Genomic DNA, 22,434 nt, shown 5'->3' with positions numbered 1-22,434 from the left:
ATTAAGCGTCTTGGCTAGAAAATTAGCCACATTGAGGAGAATTGCCCATGGGAGTCCACATCAAGCAGGCAGTGGAAGTCGCGACCTATATCATCTCACAACGCCTACAGGGCAAAAAGCGCTTTCCCCTCACCTTGATGCTTGAGCCTCTCTTTCGCTGTAATCTAGCCTGCTCGGGCTGCGGTAAAATTCAGCATCCCCTTGAAGTCCTGCGCAAATATCTCACCCCAGAGGAATGCTTCCGCGCCGTTGAAGAATGTGGTGCACCGATTGTTGCCATTCCCGGTGGGGAACCCCTGCTGCACCCGCAAATTGATGAAATTGTCAGTGGCTTGGTGGCACGGCGGAAGTTTGTTTACCTGTGCACTAATGGAATTCTTCTCGAGGAAAATCTCCACAAATTCAAGCCCTCCCCCTACTTTAGCTTCAGCGTTCACCTCGATGGTCTGCGGGAGTGGCACGACAAATGCGTGGATCGCAAAGGGGTCTTTGATATTGCGGTGAAAGCGATTAAAGCGGCTAAAGCCAAGGGCTTCCGTGTCACCACCAATACGACAATTTTTGAAGGGGTGGATCCTAAGGAAATGCAGGAATTCTTTGATTTCGTGAGTTCCCTAGGGGTGGATGGCATGATGATCTCGCCGGGCTACGCCTATGAGTGGGCACCGGATCAGGAGCACTTCCTCAAGCGGGAGCAAACCCGTGCCCTCTTCCGTGAAATCCTTGCCCCCTACCGTGCGGGTCAGAAGAAGTGGAACTTTAACCACAATCCCCTGTTCCTTGATTTCCTTGTGGGTGAAAAGGACTATGAGTGTACCCCTTGGGGCATGCCCAGCTATAGTGTGTTGGGTTGGCAGAAACCCTGCTATCTCCTCAATGAAGGGCATTACAAGACTTGGAAGGAACTGATTGAAAATACGGAGTGGGAGAAGTATGGCCACAAAAGTGGCAATCCCAAGTGCCGTGACTGCATGGTGCACTGTGGTTATGAGGCCACTGCTGCCATGGATGCCTTTAACCCAGCCAATATGGTCAAGGCGGCGGGCAGTCTCTTCTAACGCGGGCGCATCAGTTGCCAACGTTGCTCTGCGGTTTCTGCTGCGGCTTGCGGGGTTGATTTGCCAAGGAGAACGCTTTCGATCGCTCGCCCAAGGGTTTGGGAAAAGCGGGTATAACCACGGAAGTTGGGACGTGCCTGAGCAGCGGCCATCTGATCTAGAAAAACACGAAGCGCGGGTTGCTGTGCCACAAAGGCCTGATAGCGATCGTTGGTACGCACCCGTTCATTCACGGGCAAATACCCTGTGCCCAAAGCCCACTCCGTTTGAAATTCTTCACTGAGAACGTAGTCCAAAAAGGCTAGAGCAGCCTCTTCCCGTTGCGGTGTTGAGCGAAAGACAAAGAGATTTTCGCCCCCCAGTGCGGTTGCGGCGGTTTTGAGGGCAGGCATGGGTAGAACGCCAAAATCCACCCCCGACTGTTGGAGTTGCGCCAACGTCCAAGGCCCTGTAATTTGCATCGCCACCTCGCCACGAATCAATTGATCCAGTTCATAACCACGTTCCGGGGCAGAGAGTGTCGCTAAGCCCTCCTGCCGCAGACGTTGCCAAAAGTCAAGAGCCGCGATCGCGGGGGGTGTGTCAATGTGGGCGCTTTCTGGTGTGTCTCCGAGACTGCCACCCGCACTCCAAAAAAAGGGCAACCAAGTAAAGACGGCAAATTCCCCTTGGCCAAGGGCAAGGAGTAGCGGGGTGATGCCCTGTGCCTTTAGGGTTTGGCTGACCTGCTCTAATTCCTGCCATGTGCTGGGTAGTGTTTTCACACCAGCGGCAGCCAATAAACTGGGACGATAAAAAATTCCAAGGTTGTTGGTGGCAAAGGGAATAGACCAGTAATGGTTGCCGTAGCGCATTGTTGGTATCAGGGCAGGACTAACTTGATCGCGGTAGGGGGAAGCTTGCCACCAGTCATCAAGGGGACGCAAAGCACCCAGATCAACAAACTGCCCCGTGATCGTGGGGTTATACCAGAGCAGATCTGGTGCGGCATTGCCCACCACTGCGGCCAGAATTTTCGGTAACTGCTGGTCGGGTTGGCCAACGTAGAGAGCTTGGACATGAATCTGGGGATGGCGGGCGTTGAAGCGATCCACAAGACGCTGGAGGATCACGCGGTTGGGGGGTGGGTTGACCCCATGCCAGAAAATCAGTTCAATGGGCTTCGCGGATTGGGTTGCCGTTGTACAGCCGATGAGCAGTAGGGCTAAGAAACCCAGTAGGAGTGCGAACCAGCCGCGTCTATTGCAGACGATCAATCGTGCGGTATTGAATGGCTTCGGCCACATGGGCAGCGGCAATCGTTTCACAGTCGGCCAGATCAGCAATGGTACGGGCTACTTTTAGGATACGGTCTGTGGCTCGCGCTGAGAGTCCCAGTTGGGCGATCGCCCGTTCTAAGAGATTAGTCGAAGCCTCATCCAAACGACACCACTGGCGCAGATGGCGGCTTTGCATTTGGGCGTTGCAGTGGAGAGTGGGTTCTTGAGCGAATCGCTGTTGGGCGCGTTGGCGTGCCGCCAAGACCCGCTGCCGTACCGTGGCTGAATCTTCCCCTAGGGTTTGGCGGGTCATTTCTTCGGGCTTGAGGCGGCTGACACTCACTTGCAGATCAATGCGATCCAGCAGGGGGCCAGAGAGCTTTGCCCAATACTGTTGCCGTTGGCGCGGCGAGCAGGTACAGGGTTGCACTGGATCGCCATAGTAACCACAGGGGCAGGGATTGGTGCTGGCCACGAGGGTAAATTGCGCCGGGAAAACGACGGATTGGCGGGTGCGGGCAATGGTGACTTGGCCATCCTCAAGGGGCTGCCGCAGAAACTCCAACACATCCCGCTTGAATTCCGTTAATTCATCAAGAAAGAGCACCCCCCGATGGGCAAGGGAGATTTCGCCGGGGCGCGGATAACTGCCACCCCCCACAAGGGCAGGGCCAGAGGCAGAGTGGTGAGGACTCCGAAAAGGGGGTTCTTGGAGCAATTGGCCGCGTTCTTTGAGCAGTCCAGCCACGGAGTGAATTTTGGTGACTTCAAGGGCTTCCTCAAAGGTCAAGGGTGGCAAGATTGTGGGTAACCGCCGCGCCAACATCGTTTTACCACTCCCCGGTGGCCCGACAAAGATGAGATTGTGCCCGCCCGCAGCCGCAATTTCGAGGGCACGCCGCGCTTGATACTGCCCCTTCACGTCCTTGAGGTCGAGGCTAAAACGGGGAGAGGGTGGAGCATGGTAACTCAGAGAATTGGCTGCTGGCGATCGCGAGCTGGGGTCATTCAAAAAGGCTGCGACTTCGGCAAGGGTGTGGCAACCATAGACCTTGAGCCCCTGCACCACCGCTGCTTCCGTCACATTGGCCATGGGCACCACGAGACCGGTCATGCCTTGGGCTTGCGCGGCAACGGCGATCGCCAGTACCCCGGCCACGGGTTGTAACGTGCCATCAAGGGACACTTCGCCGAGAAAGAGATGATCGCCGAGTAAATCCGTTGAAACCTGTCCTGAAGCGGCTAGGATGCCAATGCTAATGGGGAGATCAAAGCTGGGGCCTTCCTTACGTAAATCGGCGGGGGTGAGATTAACGACAATGCGCCGCATTGGGAAGCTAAAACCGGCATTGCGAATCGCCGCCTTAACGCGCTCCCGTGCCTCTTGCACACCCGCATCAGGCAGGCCCACCACCACAATCCCCGGTAAGCCGCCAGAAACATCTACTTCGACACCGACGGGAATCGCGTCAATTCCTAGAACGGCAGCACTCCAAACCCGTGCCAGCATAGCCTCAAAATCAGAAAGAGCACCGACGACTGGCCGTGTTTCGTCTCGGTGCCCTTAACTGGTTCGCTCCTCACACACTTAATGACCTTAGCAGATGTATCGCTAATTTGTCACCATTGCATAGGATTTTTCATGAAGTTTATTTGCAAAACCCCAATTTCTGTGTCCAGTCTTAGCGCAAACTCCCTAAGGTATGCCGCCAAGCCAACTCTTTGTTGATAATTTCGAGCGATCGCCGTTCAGTTCCACTGAACAGTGGCGTAATGGTTTCCAGAATTTGCCCCAACAAGGGTGCAGCATAATTTCCCGTTGAGCGCAACAAATGGGCATAGTAGCGAAACTGAGCTTGGCCTTGGGCACTGCGATGGAAGGCAAGCACCTCTGCGCTTGTCAGCTGCCAAACAGGGGTATTTACTGGTACCACGAGCCTTGGTATCCCCTGCTGGCCATAGAGGCGATCCTCAGTAGTCACCAAATGACCAATGAGGGCAATCCACAGCAGTGTACGGGTTTCACTGACCAAATCTGGACTGAGAAAGGTGTCGGCATTGGTGGTGAGGCGGGGGCTGATTGGAGGAAACTGGGGATTGAATAGTTGGGAATTGTAAATGACGCCAACCGCCCAGTGGCGCTGCTCATCCTCGAGCTTGACAAAACGACCAAAGCCATAGTCTTCTGGGGCGGGGGGGTGGGGCACATCCAAGCGATCCACCAGTTGCGCCACATAATCGCAGTGGGAGTTGGACTTGACGATGTGTCCGAGGTAAATGGCCTGCTCACTCATAGCTTGCGGCTAAGACGTGCTGTTGAATCTCAATGAGTTCTTGAATCCCTTGGCTGGCGACATCGAGAAGGCGATCGAGGGTTGGCCGATCAAAGGAACCGATCTCTGCTGTACCTTGAACCTCAATGAACTGACCATTGGCCGTCATCACGACATTGAAGTCCACACTGGCCGCCACATCCTCAGCGTAGCTCAAATCCAAATAGGGGTCACCATCAATCAGCCCCACGGAGACTGCGGCCACCTGATGACACAGGGGAGATTCACTGAGTACCCCTTGCTGAAGTAGGGCACTAAGGGCATCCACAAGGGCAATGTAGCCCCCTGTAATCGCTAGCGATCGCGTGCCAGCATCGGCTTGGAGCACATCGGCATCCACAATCAGTGTGCGCTCTCCCAATAGGGATAGGTTCAAGGCCGAGCGTAAGCTGCGACCAATCAGGCGTTGAATTTCTTGGGTGCGCCCAGAGAGTTTGAGAAATTCTCGCTCTTGCCGTGGCCGCGTTGCACTGGGTAGCATGCGGTACTCCGCTGTCAGCCAGCCTTGGCCTGTGCCTTCTAAAAACTTGGGTACGCCTTCCTTGAGACTAACAGTGCACAACACCTGCGTTTGCCCCGCTTGGGCGAGTACCGATCCTAAGGCAAATTGGGTGAAATGCCGCTGAAACTGGTGCGATCGCAATTCCTGTGGTTGACGGCCATCGGGTCGCTGCCACCCCATGCTTGATCCCCTCTTAATCTCCTTCCCTATTAGAGCTTATTTTCTGGAGCCAGCGCGAGACCTTGCCATTGGGCGATCGCCCGAGGATTGGAGATAATGTAGTTATTGCTACACGCTATACTCTTTTGCCAATGCTAAATAAAGATTAGCCCGTTGCCATAAAGAAGGAGTTTGACATTGAAAAAGGTAGAAGCCATTATTCGTCCCTTCAAGCTGGATGAAGTCAAGATCGCCCTTGTCAATGCGGGTATTGTCGGCATGACCGTCTCCGAAGTACGCGGCTTTGGGCGGCAAAAGGGGCAAACGGAACGGTACCGTGGTTCAGAATACACGGTGGAATTTTTACAAAAGTTAAAAATTGAGATTGTCGTTGAAGACAGTCAAGTAGACATGGTCGTGGCGAAAATTATTGAGGCTGCCCGCACGGGGGAAATTGGCGACGGCAAAATTTTTGTGACGCCCGTTGAGCAGGTCATTCGCATCCGCACCAGCGAAAAAGATCACGAGGCAGTCTAGGAGCGGATGCCGAAGATCTCTGGCCACACCCAGCTTCTGGGGGTGATTGGCGACCCGATTGCCCACACCCTCTCACCGGCAATGCACAATGCCGCGCTGGAGCATTTGGGGTTGAACTATGTCTATGTGCCCTTTGGGGTGAAGTCACAGCAGTTGGGGGTGGCGATCGCTGGCCTCGATGCCCTGAATGTCGTTGGCTTTAATGTCACCATTCCCCACAAAGAAACCATCCTTCCCTATTTGGCGGATGTCAGCGACTTCGCACAGCAGGTGGGGGCAGTCAACACTGTCTATCGCAGTGAAAAGGGATGGGTGGGTACCAATACCGATGTGCATGGTTTCTTGGCACCACTGCGGCAACAGTCCTACCCGTGGTCAGAGATTGCCGTTTTAGTCTTGGGCTATGGGGGTGCCGCGCGAGCCGTGGTCACTGCCTGTTATGACTTGGGCTGTCGGCAGATCTATATCAGTGGTCGCCAAGGGGAACGGCTAGAGGCCTTTGTTGCCAGTTGGCCACAGATCACGCTCCATCCCCTCCCATGGTCAGAGCGGGCCACTTGTTTGGAGAACGTTAGCCTTGTGGTCAATACCACCCCCATTGGCATGAGTCCCCATACTAGCGCCACCCCCCTCACAGCCGAGGATTTGGCAAAATTGCCCGCCACCGCCATTGTCTATGACCTCATCTACAAACCTCGCCCCACCCTTCTTTTGCAATTAGCGATGGCACGGGGACTGCAAACCTTCGACGGCCTTGCCATGCTTCTCCATCAGGGAGCCGCAGCCTTGGAGTACTGGATTGGCCAACCCGCACCTACTGCCATCATGGCCACTGCCCTTGAAACTGCCCTAGGGAGGGAGAAATAACATGACACCTTGGCTGTCAGAACTGACGTGGTTATCGGTGATTTTCCTTGTGTCACTGTTGATTTCCCTAGGGATTAAATTTATTGCCCCCCTCTATCCCCTGCCGCCAAATTTGGGGCTAATTACTTTACTGCTCTTTTTACCGGCAGCTTTGATGGGGATTGTTTTACTGAGGCTCAACCAAAACGATAACCAAAACCCCGCACCGTAAGAATGTACTGGGGATGGCTAGGGTCGGTTTCAATTTTCTCCCGCAGCCAGCGGATGTGGACATCAACGGTTTTGCTATCACCAATAAAGTCATGCCCCCACACCTGATCCAATAACTGCTCCCGTGGCCAAACACGGCGGGGGTGGCGCATAAATAGCTCAAGCAGTTTGTATTCTTTGGGGGAGAGATTGATTTCCTCGCCCCGCAGGGTTACGCGGCATTCTTGGGGATAGAGGCAGAGATCGCGAAAGCGCAGAACCGTTGGCACCGTAGCCTGTTGAATTTGCGTCCGCCGTAATAGGGCACGACAGCGCGCCAGCATCTCCCGCATGCCAAAGGGCTTGGCCAAGTAGTCATCGGCACCAATTTCAAGGCCAACCACTCGATCAATTTCACTGCCTTTGGCACTGATCATGAGAATGGGAACTGTACAGCCTTCACGGCGAATTAAGCGGCATAGGTCTAATCCATTGATGCCCGGCAGCATGACATCTAGGATGATCAAATTCACCTCTGCCTTTTCAGGATTAGTATCCGTCAAGAGATAGGTATTAATGAGATTGAGAGCCTCATAACCATCACTGGCCACAAGGGTATGGTAGCCTTCCTCCTGCAAAGCAAGGACAAGGGTTTCCCGAATCAGGTCTTCATCTTCAACCACTAAAATGTTGGCAAGGGCAGGTGGTGTGGCAAAAGGAGCCTTGGCGGGTTCGGCGACTGTATCAATAGAAAGCATAAAAAACCTGCGTAGTGCCCGGTTGGCTTCATTCTATCACTGCCGTTCCTTGCCCCTATTGGTTCTTGAAGTTCATCGGGCCTGTGTATTGGCTGAGTTGACTGAGTTCGCTTAGCGATCGCGTGCCGGAGTAAAGCTGATCGTTGATTTCCCATGTGGGATAGCCCTGAATTCCCTTGGCACGGCAGCGTTCCACTTGGGGATTGGCACCATTGGGGTCACATTCAACATAGTTGAGTTCCCGTACTGCCTGCTTACCAAAGAGTTCCTTTTGATCGTGGCAGTGGCTACACCAATAGGCACCATACATAACCGCTCCCACTTGGGTGAGATGGCGAGCAAGGGCCATTTCCGCCGCACCTGAGGTATTGACGATGGGGATGCCAGGACCCTCAGGGTTAGCCATGCGGGCATTATAGATGCCAAAGACGGCCACCAGCGTAATCACAACAGTAATCACGCCATTGAAAAAGAGTTGGCCGCGATCGCTCCATTCACGACCAATAATCGTCAAGATTAAAAATGTAAAGCTAAAGACGGCTGAGGCAATGCAATAGGGACAAGTGGCCTTAATCTCTGTAACCAAGATATACATGAGGTAACTGCTGAAGCTGGCCATGGCCGTTGCCCCCAGAAAGAGCAAAAGCCAAGTGGTGTTTTCAGCATTGCGGCGGAGTTCTTTTTGCTGCGGCTGGTTCAACAACAGGGGCAGGGCCGCCAACGACAGCATTCCCGTGTAGGCGACAAAGCCAATGAGGGAGAGGGGAATACCAAACACGGTTGCCCAAGGACTATTGAGGACAATGTCACAGCCATCGGTGGGACAAGTGACCTCTTGATTGGTCAGCTTGGCGATCGTCAGGTAAGCGGTCACCACCATGCCAGCGAGGGCAACCCCGCCAATCAACCACCGTGACCAACGATGAATCCAAGGGGTGGAGCGTCGTCGAACCATAGGTGAGCCTCCGCATTGAATCATTTTTCATCATACCGATTGGCAGACAGCACCGCTTGGGCATTGCGGCGCCATTGGGCGGGTTTAATTCGCCGTAGGGCAGAACCACGGGTGAGTTCATCCCATGCTACATCGCTGAGGGTGGCGAGTTCCTCTGGAGAAGTCTTCAAGAGGGGCGATCGCGGGGCAAAGTCGGCCACATCCGTGGGTTGAGCAAAGCGTTGATTCCAAGGACACACCTCTTGGCAAATGTCACAGCCGGCAACCCATCCTTCTAAATGAGCAGCAATGGCGGGGGGAATTTCCGGGGCACGGCTTTCGATCGTGTGGTAGGCAATGCAGCGGTTGGCATCCACCACATAGGGTTCAACAATGGCGCCGGTGGGACAGGCGGCCAAGCAACGGGTACAGGTGCCGCAGTGATTAGTGTGGGGGCGATCGCCCGGCAACTCCAACGTGGTGATTAACTCTCCCAAAAAAATCCAGGAGCCATACTGCCGCGAAATGATATTACTGTGCTTGCCAATCCAGCCAATTCCCGCCTGCTCCGCCCACACTTTGTCCTGTACCGGGCCTGTATCCACATACCAACGGTAGTCCATCTCAGGTACCTGCGACTGCAGCCATTGGCCTAGGGCTTGCAAGCGTTTTCCCAGAACCCGGTGGTAATCCCGTCCCCACCCATAGCGGGCAATTTTCACCTTGGGGGGTGGCTCTGGATCAGGCTGATAGTAATTGAGGGCAACGGAAATCACTGATTGCGCTCCCGGCAGGACGGCTTGAATCTCCTGTCGCCGCGGGTTGGCCATCCACGCCATCTCCCCTTGGAAGCCTTGGGCTAACCAGCGTTGTAGGGCAGCTACCCCAGAAGGATGGTCATCGGTATAGGTGCGCAAATCCACAATCCCCACCCGATGGAACCCCAACTGATGGGCAAATTGCTTAATCGCAGCAGCAGTAATCATAGAGAAATAATATCTCGCTCCTGTGAAAAGGGCTGTAGGATGAGGTTGCACCGTTTGCTGAGGGAGTAGGAAAGAGGGATGTCAGAGATGCCGCTGGTTGCCATTGTCATGGGCAGTGATTCGGATTTGCCAACCATGCAGGGGGCGATCGCCATCTGTGAACGCTTTGGCATTCCCCATGAAGTGGCGATTCTCTCAGCTCACCGCACGCCTCTTGCCATGGTCGAGTTTGCCCAAAATGCCCATCAGCGGGGTCTGAAAGTCATTATTGCGGGTGCCGGTGGCGCTGCTCACTTGCCCGGCATGATTGCTTCCTTAACCCCCCTACCCGTGATTGGCGTACCTGTACCGAGCCGCCATTTGCAGGGGCTGGACTCCCTCTACTCCATTGTGCAGATGCCAGCTGGAATTCCCGTGGCGACGGTTGCCATTGGCAATGCTCAAAATGCAGGTCTATTGGCCGTTCAACTATTGGCCAGTCACGATCCAGAGCTGCTGGAGCAAGTGATTGCCTATCGTCAAGAGTTGGCCGCCGCTGTGACCGCCAAGAATCAAAAACTGCAAACACTGGGGGCTAGCGCTTATCTGCAACAGCAGTAATCTCTGATTCAGGTTCTAGGGATGAACCCGAGAGTCTTGCCTTTTGCAGATCCTGTCTAAAGAGGGGGAGAATACGGCGACATTGATCCACAAAACTCACTAACCATGTTTCCAACTGCTGCTGTTGAGTTGGGTTCACAAGAGTCTTCCCAGTCCCTAACGACCCGTGGTAGGTGATGTAGCCATCATCGGTAACAACAAAATCAGCAAACCAACTACTAGAAGGGCGGCAGGCTCGCCAGTAATTCGCGACGATGACTTTGCCAAGGTATTTTTGGGCTAATTCACTGACGCGGTTCAAGTGATCGAGGGCTTGAGCCACCGTTAAAGATGGCTGCTCTTTGACAGGGATGACTGACTCCCTAGGCGCAGCTTGAGGACTCTCAGAGGGGCAGTCCATACCCAAAATCCGCCATAGTTTTTCCTCAAGGCTTTTTAATTGCATCTGTCGGTGAGGCTCCTCATTCCCCTCGTTGCTGAGGGAGCGGTGGAGGCGCACAATCATCTCTACAGCTGCTAATTCTGAGGGGGCAAGGGATTCTAGGCGATTTAGAATATCGTTCCCGCGATTGCCCACAGGGCACGCTTCGCGATCGCCCACTGCTTTCTCTAAACTTTGACCGGCGAGGGCAAAAATATCGCTTCCTTGATTGAGTAAACGCAGAATGTAGTGCCGTGTCATTGGTGTGAGTGAGACCCCCACGATACGCTTCCCCCTTGCTGATTAAAGTCCTTAATTTTTATGTTAAAGGAGATCAAAATTGAACAATCCCTAGCTGTAAAACTTGAGAGGGTTTAGGAACGTCTTTACGATCAGGATGCGCGCGATAGGCATGAAATTGAACTAGAATGTACGTACTCGAATTCACTGTGCTGCTTTCCCGATCGCCTGCTGCTATGAACGCTTTTGCACCTAGCTTGCCGACTGATATTGAATTACCCGATTGGTTAGCGACGTGCCTGCGAAATCCAGATCCTGAGAATGGGGATGATTTAGTCTGTCGAGCGTTTCAATTTGCTTACGACTTACACCAAGGACAGCGACGGGCGTCTGGGGAACCCTACATTGCCCATCCTGTGGCAGTGGCGAGTATTCTGCGGGATCTAGGCGGCGGGCCTGCTCTTTTGGCGGCGGGGCTTCTCCACGATGTGATTGAGGATACCGCTGTTACAGCAGAGGAGCTAGAAGCCAATTTTGGTGCCGAGGTGCGGCGACTGGTGGAGGGGGTCACCAAGCTCTCGAAGTTTAACTTCTCCAGTAAGACGGAGCGGCAAGCGGAAAGTTTCCGACGCATGTTTTTGGCGATGGCACAGGATATTCGAGTCATCGTTGTCAAGCTGGCCGATCGCCTGCACAATATGCGCACCCTAGAGTATCTACCGGAAGATCGCCGCCGTGCCATTGCCCAAGAAACCCGTGATGTCTTTGCCCCCTTGGCCAATCGCTTGGGGATTTGGCGGATCAAGTGGGAGCTAGAGGATTTAGCCTTTAAGTATTTAGAGCCAGAAGCCTACCGCCGCATTCAGGAACTGGTGGCGGAAAAACGCGCTAATCGCGAGGCACAACTGCAGCAGGCGATTCAAATTCTCTATGACCGCTTATCGGGAATGGGCTTTGGATACTTAGAAATTAGTGGCCGTCCCAAACACCTCTATAGCATCTATCAAAAAATGATGCGGCAGCAAAAAGAATTCCATGAAATCTATGATGTGGCGGGCATTCGCATTCTGGTGGCCACAAAGGATGAGTGCTATCGTGCCCTTGCGGTCGTCCATGACTGTTTCCTTTCTGTGCCAGGGCGGTTCAAGGACTACATCAGCTTGCCCAAACCCAACCAGTATCAATCGCTGCACACGGTGGTTATTGGTCTTGGGGGGCGCCCCTTGGAGGTGCAAATTCGCACATTGGCGATGCACCATGTCTCTGAGTATGGGATTGCCGCCCACTGGAAGTATAAAGAAACAGGTCATTCCTTACCGCAACAGTGGAGTGCTCGCGATCAAAAATTCACTTGGCTACGGCAACTGCTGGATTGGCAAAATGACCTCAAGGATGCCCAAGAATATCTCGATAGCATTCGCGATGATCTCTTTGATAAGGAGGTCTATGTCTTTACGCCCCAAGGGGACGTCCTTGCCCTGCAACAGGGGGCGACGCCCCTCGACTTTGCCTACCATATTCACACCGATGTCGGGAATCATTGTGCCGGGGCACGGGTGAATGGTCGGATAGTGCCCTTGGATACACCACTGCGCAATGGCGACATTGTTGAGATCATCACCCAGAAAACTGCCCACCCCAGTTTGGACTGGTTGAACTTTGTTAAAACCACAACGGCACGCAATCGTATTCGGCAGTGGTACAAGCGATCGCGCCGCGATGAAAACCTGCAGCGGGGACGGGAATTACTGGAGAAGGAACTGGGCAAAGCGGGTCTAGAAGCCCTTCTGAAGTCACCGCAGATGCAACAGGTGGCAGAGCGCAGCAACTACCAAAGTGTCGATGATTTAGTGGCCGCCTTGGGCTATGGCGAAATTACGCTGAATCTGGTGGTGAATCGGCTGCGGGCAATTACCCTAGCGCGTCCAGAGACAACCCCACCGGAACTGCCGTCAGAATCTGCCCCTGTTAACCGTGTACCCGCCAGCACGAAACCCAGTGATTCCCCGATTCTTGGAGTGGAGGGCTTGGTTTATCACATTGCTGGCTGCTGTTGTCCTGTGCCCGATGAACCGATTATTGGCGTGGTGACGCTGGGGAGTCGGGGTATTTCAATTCATCGTCAGGGCTGTAGCAACCTAGAGTCGGTGTCGAGCGATCGCCTGATTCCCGTGAGTTGGAACACAAAAGTCAATCAACGCCGTCCCCAAACCTACCCTGTGGATGTGCAAATTGAGGTGATTGATCGCGTTGGTATTCTTAAGGATATTTTGACCCGTTTAACTGATAATCAAATTAATGTGCGACGAGCCAATGTCCACACAGATCCGGGACGCACAGCGATTATTGATTTGTGTATTGATATTGTGAATGCAAAGCAGTTGGATCATCTCTTGGCGCAAATTAGAAAAATCACTGATGTCCTCAACATTCGTCGCCGTCAGCACACGGAAGTGAGTTCTCCCTAGGTCGGATCGTCCGCTCCCAAACCCCCAAGGACGATTAAGGAAACGCATTTGTGACATCACTCCTTCTGGAATCCCTACAACAGTACCCAGCGGAAGCCCTTTCCCCAACATTGGTTGCCCTGCAAGAGGCGCAAAAAATCTTGCCACCGCCTCATCCTGTCTGGCTGATTTCCACCAGTGTCTGGCAACAGTTACGCTCTGGCGTCATTCCCCTGTGGCAAGCGGCCTGCGATCGCTGGCAAGAGGTGCCCCCCAATGCGGCGGATTTCAGGGCACTGGCACTGGAAATGACCCATGAATTACCCCCTTTGGATGTGGGGGAATTAGAAACAATTTTTGCTGCTTGTCATCACTTTTGGCAACAACAGGGGGGAGAGAGTCATCTTGTTCTCACCACCTATCTTTGGCAGGAAGCGGTGGACTTACCTTGGGGGCTAGGCCGTGGAACCGTGTTACATCATCCCAGTTTACCCCTGTGTCATCAGGCGCTCGAAGCGGCCTTTGCGGCTCTTGTTGAAGCCAAGAATCTCTATACCTATTGGCAGCAGGGATGGGATTTTTGTCGGCTCAAAGTAGTGATTTTACTCTACCCTCTGAGTACCATTGTTGCCTCAGGCTGGTGGACAGGGAGTGATCCAACATTCCAGGCGATCGCTAGCGGGGTTGCCCTACCCCATCACGGCATTCCTTTGCCCCCAAGGGGAATTGAGCTGACGCCCGCAGAGGAACAATACTTGCAGCAGGCCTGTCGCGGGTCGGCGTCCCATCTCTGGGTTTGGCATCGCAGTCAGACACAGGTTTGGTGGGGACAGTGTTTGCCAGAGCCTCTGCCGCTGGCGCCCTTGCCGCAGGCCGTGGAGCGCACCCTCATAGCTGAAGGGCTACCCGCTGCGCCGGGGCAGGCGATCGCCCCTGCCCTTGTGGTTACAGACCCCTGTGCTCCTGCGGCTGTTGCTGGGCAGATCTTGGTGAGCAAAAGTATTCCGCCCCACTGGTTGCCCCTCGTGAGTGCTGCGGTTGGTGTGATTTGTGAGCAGGGGGGCTTAACCAGTCATGGTGCCATTCTGGCGCGGGAATTGGGACGGCCAGCGGTGGTCGGTGTGGTAAATGCGACTCAGCAGATTAGTTCAGGAATGACGCTGTTTCTAGATGGTCATCGGGGGTCTATCTATCAACTGCCCCCAGAGCCATTGCCCGTGGTGGCGACCCCCTCGCCGCAAACGCCCTCACTCCCGACGGTCAAGCGGTTGCCGTTGCAGGTCATGGTAAATGTCAGTCAAGTCAGTGCCCTGCGGGTATTGCGATCGCTCCCCTGTGATGGCATTGGTCTATTGCGCTCAGAGTTGATGTTGTTGGCCTTTTTGGATCATCGCCATCCCTGTCATTGGCTAGAACATGGAGAAGCAGAGGAATTGCGCGATCGCTGGGTACAGCACCTCTGTGAATTTATGCGGGCGATCGCCCCCCGTCCCCTCTTTTATCGCACATTGGATTTACGGCCAGCCGACTATCGCCAACTCTTGGGGGGACATCAGTTTGAACCCGCAACGGATTGGGGACTGCGAGGGGTGAGTCGCTATCCCCATTGTCCAGAGCTATTTCATTTGGAACTGTCAGCACTGGCGATCGCCCACCGCTTAGAAGCCTGCCCGCTGCGCATTATCCTTCCCTTTGTCCGCAGTGTCAGTGAAGTGGTCTATTGTCAAAAGGCTCTTGCACAGCATGGTTTGACAGCCAAGGCGGGTGTGGAACTGTGGGTGATGGCCGAAGTGCCTGCCGTTCTATTTTTACTGTCTGATCTGGCCAACCTTGGCGTTGCCGGCATCACCATTGGCACCAATGATCTGACCCAACTGCTGTTGGGCATTGATCGCGAAACCACACTGCCAGACTTCAATGAAGACCATCCCGCTGTGAAAAAGGCGATCGCCCAATTGATTCAACAGGCCAAAGCCCATCACTTAAGATGCCATCTATGCGGCGAAGCCCCCGCTCGCTATCCCCATTGGCTGCCGTGGTTAATTGATTTGGGGATTGACGGCATTTCTGTGGGTCCTGAGGTTGTCACCCAAGTGTTGGATCAGTTTTAATCGTGAATAAATTGGTGCTTCTTGATGTAAAATCATGCTTATCTACTGCACCCGCCCCCAGTGTTCCTATCCCCACAATGACCTGCCTGAACTAGAGGGGGATGTGTTGGTGGATACCATTAGCCAAAAGTACTGCGCCAACTGCGGCATGCCCTTGATTTTGCGGGGGCGCTATGTTGCCCAACAGTTGTTGGGACAAGGGGGCTTTGGTATTACTTACCTAGGGCGGGATTTGGATACGCCCGCCAAGCGCCAATGTGTGATCAAACAGCTCCAAGTGGAAACCTCAAATCCAGCCCTCTTGCAAAAAGCAGAAAGTTTATTCAAGCGAGAAGCACGACTCCTAGAAAAGTTGGGGGAACATCCCCAAATTCCTACCTTATTTGCCTTCTTTCAGGAGCGGGTGAGCAGCAGCACAGGCGAAGCAAAACAAAACTATTTTTATCTGGTTCAAGAATTTATTGATGGCGATACGCTTGAGTGTGAACTTGCCCATCGCGGTTATCTGAGTGAAGAGGAAGTTCGTGAGGTCTTGAAAGAGCTCCTACCTGTTTTGCAGTACATTCATGATCAAGGAGCCATTCATCGAGACATTAAGCCAGCAAACATTATTCGCCAATCGGCAAAGAACAGTAAATTTCCGGGGCAGCGTCGCCTTTACCTCATTGACTTTGGTGCAGTCAAGGAGATTTCCCGTGTTACCGAAGTTGCGAAGGGGCATACAAAAATTTATACAGCGCATTATGCCGCACCAGAACAAGTCAGAGGTGAGCAGGTTTTTCCGAGTTCCGATCTGTACGCCCTAGCAGTGACCTGTATTGTCTTACTCACGGGCAAAGATCCCAAGGAATTGTTTGATAACTACCATCACACTTGGAATTGGCAAAAGTATGTTCAAATCACACCAACATTTCGCGATGTTTTGGCAAAGATGCTGGCCGTTGCACCCAGCGATCGCTATCAATCCGCCAAGGAAGTCGAAGCTGCCCTAGCGGATGCAGAGACAGAAACAAAAAAAACGTTAGAGACGCAGGTGCTAGAAACAACAGTGGTTACTGAGGAGTCTCCACCACCTCACTTAGCGCCGTCGGTCAACTGGCTGCTTGAGAAGTACAACAGTCGTTTGCATAGCGATTGGTTAGAGCTGCAAAACTATGGAACACCGGTTCGTCCTGCAGGTTCTCAAAGGGAGGGTGCCATTTTTACTGAGTGTGCTGCTCATCCCAGCTATTTAGTAATCACAGATGTCAATCAACAGTCCTGGCTTATTCCCTTGCACAAGGGGGAATTCGATCCTTACCTATTTCGGCGAACGTTGCCCCAACACCCCAGTGAAAAGTCAGGGCAATTGCTGAGGCCAGCACGGGTTGAGCGCCAGGATCAACATTGGCGGATGATTGAGGCAGGCAGTATTGTTCATGAACCTGTCGTCACACCCCTACCCCTCTCTACCACGCCTACAGGACAACCCTTCTCTGGGACTCAACCAGTACCCACAGCTCAGTCATCATTCGCACCGTGGCTCATTCTCGGCTCACTTGTGATTGCCTTTGGGAGTATGTTGGCAGCGATGGCTGTAATTTTGCTGTCGAACCGCCTAGAACCCCGCCCTCCCTCCCTAGCCAATTCCCCTACCGAAGTCGCAGAAACTCCTGGCCAATCGCTACCTATTGAATCTCCATCGCCAACTCCAGAAACTGTTTCTACGCCCACACCCCCTGCAAGTGCTAGCGAACGCGTCCTACTTGACCCGGAACTGCTCCCTGATCCCAGCCTTTTTGTTGAAAATTACTATGCTCTGATTAACGCTGGCAATTACGAGGCAGCGTGGTATCGATTGACCAGTTCTTTACAAAATGATTCTTCAACCCACCCCAACGGATATGGTTCATACATTGATTGGTGGACTAAAGTGCAGTACGTTGATGTTTATAGTACTGAAGTTGTCGGTTTAACTTCAGGTAGAGCCGTTGTTGATGCAAGTCTTCACTACGTAATGAACTCTGGTCAAGATTTTTATCAAACGCTACGCTTTACTTTAGTCAATGTTGGTGGCGAATGGCTAATTCAAAGAACCCAAGCGCTCTAGCGTGCTAGGGTGGGAGTCACTGGCTGATGCACGATGGCACGGAGTTCAACCCAGCAATGCAGAGCAATCCCCAACTCAATCCCACGCGACAACCGACAGTGGAGGCACTGGCTCAGATTCTTGCCAATTACCGCGCCAAGGGCATTTCTAGTTTGACGTTATCGCAGGCTTTTTGTTAGAAGCCATAGTGTTCAATCGCTTCGAGAATCCCTTGGGCATAGTGACCTTGGGCAAAGTAAATATGGGGGCGATCGCGCAACTTTTCCAATTCCGGACTGTGATTGCCCACAACAACAGCAAGGGTATTCCCCGTCAGCATTTGCTCGTCATTGCCAGAGTCCCCAGCCACCAACAGTTTGTCTAGAGGATAGCCCCACTTGAGGGCAAGATAGCGCAGAGCATCGCCTTTGGAGGCACGCAGGGGCAAAATATCCAAAAACTGATTATGGGAAAAAATGGGACGACAATGGAGCTTTTGCTGTCGCAGTAAACGCAAGACCGGGGTAATGCTGGGGAGAACCGCAGTGTCCACGTTGTAGCTAATTTTGTGGGAGCGTTGATTTTCTGGGGGTTGCAGCGTCAGGCCTGCCACATCGGCGAGGGTGTCTCTGACCCGTTGGGGTTCCCAGCGATAGCTAATGTGCTGCTGCCAACTGGTGTCGGGAACCAAGTGAGGGCCATAGTGAATTTCACTGCCCACGGACGTAATTAAAACATCGGGAATCGGCACGCCCCATTCATGGAGGACCTCTAGGGTAATTTCGAGATGACGCCCCGTTGCCACCCCAAAGCCCATTTCAGGACGGCGTTGCAGAAGCGTTAAGAGTCGCTCAAGGGCAGGGCGATCGCCAATCAAGGTATTGTCAATATCACTAATCAACAGGCGTTCGAGGGTGAGCAGGCGGTTCCGTGTCAGCGTCGTTGGCAGTTTATTACTCTGGTACTGAGCCGGTTGGCGTTGCACACTCAACACGGGCAAGACTGATTTTTCCGCCAGTTGAGCAAGGGCGTGCAGATACATCTCCACATGACTGCGCCAAGAGTAGTGGGCTTGTACCCCCTTCAGGCCATTGTCTGCCCAAGTCTGCCACTGGCTGTCACTCTGAAAGGCTTGATGCAGGGCACTGCGAATGGCTTCTAGATCAAGGGCATCAAAGAGCAACCCATTGCGACAGTGACGGAGAATCTCCTGCGGCCCACCATCCGCTGTGGCCAAAATCGGTAATCCACAGGCAGCCGCTTCAATGAGCGTCAGGCCAAAGGGTTCGGTCAGTGCAGGGTTGATAAAGACCCCCCGTTGCTGGGCGGCTAAACGGTAAAGATCGGGGACTTCATCGCTGGTGTGGGTTTTCGGATAGGCGACTTTGCCATAGAGGTCATAGCGATCGACCAGCAAAAAGAGTTCGGTCAACACTTGGCGAGGGCTGGCCTCCATCTTGCTAATATCGGTGCGATTGCCGAGCACTAAGACCAGATTCGCTCGCTCCTGTAAAAAGGGATCAGTGCCATAGACATTGAGCAACGCAGCCACGTTCTTGCGCGGTACTGGCCGGGAGAGGCAAAAGATAAAGGGCTTTTCCGGTTCGACTAAAAAGCGACGCAATTCCTTGCGAAACGGCAAATCCGCTGGCACAGGCGCTGGATAGAAACGGCGGGTATCTACCCCCGGCGGAATGACGGCCATCCGTGCCGGATCGTATTGATCGTAGAGGCGATACTGCTCTTCGACCTCCTGATGGGTACTGGCAATAATGAGTGCGGCACTGGCAAGGGTTTGCTCCTCGGCTTCAATGCGAGTCGTAAAGTGAAACTGCTCCTCAATGGCATCGGGCTTACTACCCTGGGCAAGGAGTCGCTGTCGCTTGACCCGGCCGAGGGAATGCCCAGTGTGTACAAGGGGAACCCCCAACCAACCGGCAACACGGCAGCCCACATAACCGGCATCGGCATAGTGACTGTGGATCACATCGGGCATGCGTCCACTTTGGCGGAGATGGCGCAACAGTTCATCGGCAAATACGTCTAAATAGGGCCAAAGCACCTCCTTGCGCAAATAGCGGCGGGGACCACAGGCCAGACGGACAATGCGGGCGCGATCGCCAATTCGCTCAATGGGCTGGGCATAGTCGGGACTGACCTTGGCATCGGGAATCAGACGAGTGACCAAATCCACCTGCGCCACCCGAGGATGGGCTGCAAGGGTTTTTGCCAGTTCCACCACATAGCGCGTTTGTCCTCCCGTATCGGCATCTCGTCCTAGTTCAAGGCGATTGCCCCGAATCAAACCATGAATACTGATGAGGACAATGTATAATCCCTCTTGCATAGCCGCTCCCTTACTTGGTGCACTACAACCCAATTGGGGGTCATCCTCACCCTACCGAAAAACATGAGCATTGTCCAAAAACCCATGGCGGCAATCCCCCCAGCAATTCATCTCAAAGAGGTCTCCTTTGGCTGGTCGCCAGAGGTTTTAGTGCTGGATCGGGTCTCCCTAGACATCCCGCGGGGGCAACTATGGATGCTCCTCGGCCGCAATGGCAGTGGTAAGTCAACGCTGGTGCGTATTTTGGGGGGTCTCTTGCAGCCCCAAAGCGGTGAAGTCTATGTGGAGCAACCCCTTGGCTTTGTCTTCCAGAACCCCGATCACCAACTCGTGATGCCCAGTGTCGGTGCGGATATTGCCTTTAGTCTCAATGGTGAATCCCTCAACTATTGGCAGGTGCGCGAGCGCGTCAGTGCAGCCCTACAAGCTGTGAATTTACAGGGGCTAGAACGCCGTCCCATCTATGCCCTCAGTGGCGGCCAAAAACAGCGGGTAGCCATTGCCGGGGCGATCGCTCGCCATTGTCGGGTGCTATTGCTCGATGAGCCCACGGCTCTCCTTGACCCCGATAGTCAGCGGGAACTCTTGGGCTACGTACGCCAACTGGTCAACAGCCAAGGGATCACCGCACTGTGGGTCACCCACCGTCTCGATGAACTGGCGCAAGCGGACGGTGCCATTGTTCTGGATCGTGGCAAAGTGATTGGCCAAGGGGCACCCAGCGACATGATGCCTCTGCTGCACGCTTGAAAAGCCAACCATTCCTGCACCGAAAGGGATCTCTCAAACCGCTGGCACTCCTCTTGGGCTGCTATGATCAAGGACTAGAGATATAGAATGCTTGCATACGAATTCACCTGTAGGATTGAATTATTGCATTAGGAGCGATCGCCATGACTGAAACGCCTCAAACCCCACCTCCCGAAGAACCCACGGCCAAAGCTAGCCGTCCCGCCCGTCGCAGCAACCCGCCCGCCAAAGAAAATAGCGGTCAAATGGTTTCCCTTGCCGAAAAAACCGCTCTTGCCCCCGCAGGCACAACCACAGCCAGCGACATCGTGGTATGGCAAACCTTTAATAGTGCCGGCTTGCGTCCCATTGAAGCCAGTCCCGTGCAAGTGGTGCACATGATCAAAGATGCCGGCGAGCGTCCTGTGCTCAGCAGTGGCCTGCAAATCTACGACAGCATCAACTCCGCCGGTATTCGCCCCATCGTGGCCACCAATTTCCGCGTGGTTGAAACCCTGAACATCATGGGGGTGCGCCCCGTGGCAGCGGATGACTTTGAAATTGTCGAAACAGTGAATTGGATGGGCATTCGTCCGATTACCACCAGTGGCCTGCACATTGCTGAAACCTATTATTCCGCTGGGGAACGGCCTGTGGCTTCTAATATCATTGATGATTCACCCGTCCTCATGGGCTATCTGGACTAGGGTCATAGGGTTGACCATTCAACCCTTTAGGTGGGGGAATGGCAGTCTGAATGGCCATTGATCCTTATCGGCACCTGCTGCGGCCACTTCTTTTTTCTGGGTTGCAGGCGGATCCCGAATTTCTGCACCAGCAGTTTATCTCCCTCTGTGGGTGGCTTAATCAGGATCGTGCCCTGAGCACTTGGCTGCGGCAGCAACTTCAGCAACGCTATGCCCTTTCAGATCCCCGTTTAGAGCGGCAAATGTGGGGACTACGCTTTCCCAATCCCATTGGTTTGGCGGCAGGGTTTGATAAGAATGGCGTCGCCCCCAGTGTCTGGTCGGCCTTTGGCTTTGGCTTTGCAGAGTTAGGCACGGTCACTTGGTATCCGCAGCCGGGCAATCCGCGTCCGCGCCTCTTTCGCCTAACAGCCGATCGCGCAGCAATTAATCGCATGGGGTTTAATAATGCCGGCGCAGAGGCCATGGCCGCCCTTTTGGAGCGATCGCCCCCGCCAACGATTCCCATCGGTATCAATTTGGGCAAGTCAAAAATCACCCCTTTGGAAGCTGCAAAAGAGGATTACTTAGCCAGTTTTCGCCGCCTGTATCCCCTTGGCGATTATTTCGTGATTAATGTGAGTTCTCCCAACACACCGGGGTTACGGGATCTGCAAGCCAAGGAACAACTAGAACCCATTTTGGAGACGCTACAAACCGCCAATCACTCCCACAAGCCCCTGCTTCTGAAAATTGCCCCCGATTTGAGTTGGGAGCAGATTGCGGCAATTCTTGATCTGATTCAAACCTATGAACTCGCCGGCATTGTGGCCACCAATACCACCGTGGCACGGGAGGGGCTAAAAACCCAGATGATTCCGCAGACGGGGCGATCGCCGGCGGCCGAGGCGGGAGGTCTCAGTGGTGCCCCTTTGCGCGATCGCGCTACCGCCGTGATTCGCTTTATCCACAAAGAGACCCAAGGCACTCTGCCGATTATTGGGGTGGGGGGGATTTTCACGCCAGAGGATGTGATCGAAAAACTAGCAGCCGGTGCAACACTGGTGCAACTCTACACCGGTTGGATTTACCAAGGACCGAGCCTATTGCGAGAGCTACTCCAAGGACTCTTAGCCCACGCCGCCGATCAAGAGAAACCAGAGAAATAGCGTTTGTGCCCTTGTCAAGGGGAGCATTCTAACT

21 protein-coding genes are annotated in these 22,434 nt (G+C 53.7%); 12 read left to right on the top strand and 9 right to left on the bottom strand.

Going from position 1 to position 22,434, the window contains the following annotated elements:
• Positions 1-47 precede the first annotated feature (47 nt).
• Positions 48-1,058, top strand: coding sequence for an adenosyl-hopene transferase HpnH (gene hpnH / locus RHP47_RS12970; protein ID WP_149821539.1), 1,011 nt, complete (start codon positions 48-50; stop codon positions 1,056-1,058).
• Here the strand turns inward: hpnH and RHP47_RS12965 are convergent.
• The 4 genes from RHP47_RS12965 to rph form a co-directional block, all read right to left on the bottom strand.
• On the bottom strand, positions 1,055-2,344 hold the full coding sequence (locus RHP47_RS12965) for an ABC transporter substrate-binding protein (protein WP_226971974.1): 1,290 nt from the start codon (positions 2,342-2,344) through the stop codon (positions 1,055-1,057). The two genes, hpnH and RHP47_RS12965, sit on opposite strands and share 4 nt — an antisense overlap.
• Positions 2,298-3,827, bottom strand: coding sequence for a YifB family Mg chelatase-like AAA ATPase (locus RHP47_RS12960; protein ID WP_310840692.1), 1,530 nt, complete (start codon positions 3,825-3,827; stop codon positions 2,298-2,300). The genes RHP47_RS12965 and RHP47_RS12960 overlap by 47 nt, the downstream gene beginning before the upstream one ends.
• 172 nt (positions 3,828-3,999) lie before the next feature.
• Positions 4,000-4,611, bottom strand: a complete 612-nt coding sequence (locus tag RHP47_RS12955) for a hypothetical protein (RefSeq protein WP_149821533.1) — start codon at positions 4,609-4,611, stop codon at positions 4,000-4,002.
• Complete coding sequence (gene rph, locus RHP47_RS12950) at positions 4,604-5,332, bottom strand: ribonuclease PH (protein ID WP_149821531.1); 729 nt, start codon at positions 5,330-5,332, stop codon at positions 4,604-4,606. Before rph ends, RHP47_RS12955 begins: the two co-directional genes overlap by 8 nt.
• A 177-nt stretch (positions 5,333-5,509) precedes the next feature.
• Between rph and RHP47_RS12945 the strand changes: the two genes are divergently transcribed.
• Genes RHP47_RS12945 through RHP47_RS12935 form a run of 3 tightly spaced genes read left to right on the top strand, consistent with a single transcriptional unit; the run spans position 5,510 to position 6,926 of the window.
• A complete protein-coding gene (locus RHP47_RS12945) occupies positions 5,510-5,848 on the top strand; it encodes a P-II family nitrogen regulator (protein WP_206200518.1) in 339 nt (112 codons plus the stop codon).
• 6 nt (positions 5,849-5,854) lie between these two features.
• Positions 5,855-6,715 carry a shikimate dehydrogenase gene (locus tag RHP47_RS12940; RefSeq protein ID WP_310840690.1) on the top strand — a complete coding sequence of 287 codons (861 nt, stop codon included), beginning with the start codon at positions 5,855-5,857 and terminating at the stop codon, positions 6,713-6,715.
• Between the two features lies 1 nt (position 6,716).
• Positions 6,717-6,926 carry a hypothetical protein gene (locus RHP47_RS12935; RefSeq protein ID WP_286626027.1) on the top strand — a complete coding sequence of 70 codons (210 nt, stop codon included), beginning with the start codon at positions 6,717-6,719 and terminating at the stop codon, positions 6,924-6,926.
• Here RHP47_RS12935 and RHP47_RS12930 read toward each other — a convergent pair.
• The 3 genes from RHP47_RS12930 to queG are packed head-to-tail and all read right to left on the bottom strand — an operon-like array spanning position 6,892 to position 9,582.
• Positions 6,892-7,662, bottom strand: coding sequence for a winged helix-turn-helix domain-containing protein (locus tag RHP47_RS12930; RefSeq protein ID WP_149821522.1), 771 nt, complete (start codon positions 7,660-7,662; stop codon positions 6,892-6,894). The two genes, RHP47_RS12935 and RHP47_RS12930, sit on opposite strands and share 35 nt — an antisense overlap.
• Positions 7,663-7,717: 55 nt before the next feature.
• Positions 7,718-8,617: a vitamin K epoxide reductase family protein gene (locus RHP47_RS12925; protein WP_286626026.1), complete on the bottom strand. Its 900-nt coding sequence runs from the start codon at positions 8,615-8,617 to the stop codon at positions 7,718-7,720.
• A 20-nt stretch (positions 8,618-8,637) separates the two neighbouring features.
• Entirely contained in the window at positions 8,638-9,582 is a 945-nt protein-coding gene (gene queG, locus RHP47_RS12920) for a tRNA epoxyqueuosine(34) reductase QueG (RefSeq protein ID WP_190278118.1), read from the bottom strand.
• Positions 9,583-9,660: 78 nt separating this feature from the next.
• Here queG and purE point away from each other — a divergent pair, with 78 nt between their 5' ends.
• Positions 9,661-10,182, top strand: coding sequence for a 5-(carboxyamino)imidazole ribonucleotide mutase (gene purE / locus RHP47_RS12915; RefSeq protein ID WP_286668799.1), 522 nt, complete (start codon positions 9,661-9,663; stop codon positions 10,180-10,182).
• Here the strand turns inward: purE and RHP47_RS12910 are convergent.
• The gene (locus RHP47_RS12910; RefSeq protein WP_310840684.1) at positions 10,157-10,885 is read right to left on the bottom strand and encodes a hypothetical protein; all 729 of its coding nucleotides are present in this window, start codon (positions 10,883-10,885) and stop codon (positions 10,157-10,159) included. The two genes, purE and RHP47_RS12910, sit on opposite strands and share 26 nt — an antisense overlap.
• A 194-nt stretch (positions 10,886-11,079) precedes the next feature.
• Here RHP47_RS12910 and RHP47_RS12905 point away from each other — a divergent pair, with 194 nt between their 5' ends.
• Genes RHP47_RS12905 through RHP47_RS12890 form a run of 4 tightly spaced genes read left to right on the top strand, consistent with a single transcriptional unit; the run spans position 11,080 to position 17,669 of the window.
• Positions 11,080-13,311, top strand: coding sequence for a bifunctional (p)ppGpp synthetase/guanosine-3',5'-bis(diphosphate) 3'-pyrophosphohydrolase (locus RHP47_RS12905; RefSeq protein ID WP_310840682.1), 2,232 nt, complete (start codon positions 11,080-11,082; stop codon positions 13,309-13,311).
• 50 nt (positions 13,312-13,361) lie between these two features.
• Positions 13,362-15,401, top strand: a complete 2,040-nt coding sequence (locus RHP47_RS12900; protein WP_310840679.1) for a putative PEP-binding protein — start codon at positions 13,362-13,364, stop codon at positions 15,399-15,401.
• A 34-nt stretch (positions 15,402-15,435) separates the two neighbouring features.
• On the top strand, positions 15,436-17,490 hold the full coding sequence (locus RHP47_RS12895; RefSeq protein ID WP_310840677.1) for a protein kinase domain-containing protein: 2,055 nt from the start codon (positions 15,436-15,438) through the stop codon (positions 17,488-17,490).
• Between the two features lie 26 nt (positions 17,491-17,516).
• Positions 17,517-17,669 carry a hypothetical protein gene (locus RHP47_RS12890; protein ID WP_190278116.1) on the top strand — a complete coding sequence of 51 codons (153 nt, stop codon included), beginning with the start codon at positions 17,517-17,519 and terminating at the stop codon, positions 17,667-17,669.
• Here the strand turns inward: RHP47_RS12890 and RHP47_RS12885 are convergent.
• Complete coding sequence (locus RHP47_RS12885) at positions 17,666-19,816, bottom strand: HAD-IIB family hydrolase (protein WP_149821510.1); 2,151 nt, start codon at positions 19,814-19,816, stop codon at positions 17,666-17,668. The two genes, RHP47_RS12890 and RHP47_RS12885, sit on opposite strands and share 4 nt — an antisense overlap.
• A 63-nt stretch (positions 19,817-19,879) precedes the next feature.
• Between RHP47_RS12885 and RHP47_RS12880 the strand changes: the two genes are divergently transcribed.
• The 3 genes from RHP47_RS12880 (at position 19,880) to RHP47_RS12870 (ending at position 22,400) form a co-directional block, all read left to right on the top strand.
• Positions 19,880-20,566, top strand: coding sequence for an energy-coupling factor ABC transporter ATP-binding protein (locus RHP47_RS12880; protein WP_149821508.1), 687 nt, complete (start codon positions 19,880-19,882; stop codon positions 20,564-20,566).
• Between the two features lie 143 nt (positions 20,567-20,709).
• Complete coding sequence (locus tag RHP47_RS12875; protein ID WP_225901596.1) at positions 20,710-21,252, top strand: hypothetical protein; 543 nt, start codon at positions 20,710-20,712, stop codon at positions 21,250-21,252.
• A gap of 56 nt (positions 21,253-21,308) precedes the next feature.
• A complete protein-coding gene (locus RHP47_RS12870) occupies positions 21,309-22,400 on the top strand; it encodes a quinone-dependent dihydroorotate dehydrogenase (protein ID WP_190278357.1) in 1,092 nt (363 codons plus the stop codon).
• Positions 22,401-22,434 lie beyond the last annotated feature (34 nt).

It is taken from the genome of Thermosynechococcus sp. QKsg1 (genome assembly GCF_031586415.1).
GTDB lineage: Bacteria > Cyanobacteriota > Cyanobacteriia > Thermosynechococcales > Thermosynechococcaceae > Thermosynechococcus.
The sequence above is the reverse complement of the archived record's forward strand: the minus strand, read 5'-3'. Positions and strand labels throughout refer to the sequence as shown.